Origin of the sequence: Streptomyces graminilatus (assembly GCF_001418565.1) — a bacterium.
GTDB lineage: Bacteria > Actinomycetota > Actinomycetes > Streptomycetales > Streptomycetaceae > Streptomyces > Streptomyces graminilatus.
Genome location: NZ_LIQQ01000807.1, coordinates 1 through 1,254, shown reverse-complemented (window position 1 = coordinate 1,254; position 1,254 = coordinate 1). Strand labels below are relative to the sequence as shown.

Below are 1,254 nucleotides of genomic sequence, written 5' to 3'. Positions count from 1 at the left end.
CCCGCTGGACGAGGTCCCGGACGTCTACGAGGGTGTCATCTCGATCTTCCGCGACCACGGCTACCGGCGGCTGCGCACCCGCGCCCGCCTGAAGTTCCTGCTGGCCGACTGGGGCGTGGAGAAGTTCCGCCAGGTCCTGGAGGACGACTACCTGAAGCGCAAGCTGACCGACGGCCCGGCCCCGGCCCAGCCCGTCGAGCGCTGGCGCGACCACGTCGGCGTGCACCGCCAGAAGGACGGCCGCTTCTACGTCGGTTTCGCCCCGCGCGTGGGCCGGGTGGACGGCACGCTCCTCACCAAGATCGCCGACCTGGCCGAGGCGCACGGCTCGGGCCGCCTCAGCACCACCGTCGAGCAGAAGATGATCGTGCTCGATGTGGAGGAGGGGCAGGTCGACTCGCTCGTCGAGGGCCTGGAGGCGCTCGACCTGACCGTCAAGCCGTCCCCGTTCCGGCGCGGCACGATGGCCTGCACCGGCATCGAGTACTGCAAGCTCGCGATCGTCGAGACGAAGGCGCGCGGCGCCTCCCTGATCGACGAACTGGAGCGCCGTATCCCGGAGTTCGACGAGCCGATCACCATCAACATCAACGGCTGCCCGAACGCCTGCGCCCGTATCCAGGTCGCGGACATCGGTCTCAAGGGGCAGTTGGTCCTCAACGACGCGGGCGAGCAGGTCGAGGGCTTCCAGGTCCACCTGGGCGGCGCCCTCGGTCTGGAGGCCGGGTTCGGCCGCAAGGTCCGTGGTCTGAAGGTGACTTCGGACGAGCTGCCGGACTACGTCGAGCGCGTGCTGAAGAACTTCCAGGCGGACCGCGAGGACGGCGAGCGGTTCGCCACCTGGGCGGCCCGTGCCTCCGAGGAGGCCCTGTCATGAGCGAGCGTGCCGCCCCCTTCTACTGCCCCTACTGCGGCGACGAGGACCTGCGCCCGAACGAGCAGGGCCACGGCGCCTGGGAATGCGGAGCCTGCAATCGAGCCTTCCAACTGAAGTTCCTCGGGCTGCTGTCCCGTGGACTTCAGCGCACCGACGGTGGAGGGGACGAGATATGACGACGACTCAGGAAGACCGTACGACCGAGGAGTTGAAGGCGCTCGCCGAGCAGGCGGGGCGTGACCTGGAGGACGCCTCCGCGCTGGAGATCCTCCAGTGGGCCACCACCACCTTCGGCGACCGCTTCTGCGTGACCTCCTCCATGGAGGACGCGGTGGTCGCCCACCTCGCCTCCCGTGCCATGCCCGGCGTGGACGTCG

At 69.4% G+C, this 1,254-nt stretch carries 2 protein-coding genes and 1 pseudogene; all 3 read left to right on the top strand.

From position 1 onward, the window contains the following. A partial coding sequence (locus tag AOK08_RS41765; protein ID WP_198539567.1) for a nitrite/sulfite reductase occupies nucleotides 1-877 on the top strand: 877 nt, incomplete at its 5' end. Continuing rightward, nucleotides 874-1,053, top strand: a complete 180-nt coding sequence (locus tag AOK08_RS41760) for a hypothetical protein (protein ID WP_055535792.1) — start codon at nucleotides 874-876, stop codon at nucleotides 1,051-1,053. The genes AOK08_RS41765 and AOK08_RS41760, both read left to right, overlap by 4 nt. Continuing rightward, nucleotides 1,050-1,254: pseudogene (locus AOK08_RS41755) on the top strand (phosphoadenylyl-sulfate reductase); the annotation flags it as partial. The gene AOK08_RS41760 and the pseudogene AOK08_RS41755, both read left to right, overlap by 4 nt.

Excerpts from the sequence above, each read along its gene's own strand:
- AOK08_RS41760 (WP_055535792.1), top strand. The coding sequence starts at position 874 with ATGAGCGAGCGTGCCGCCCCCTTCTACTGCCCCTACTGCGGCGACGAG.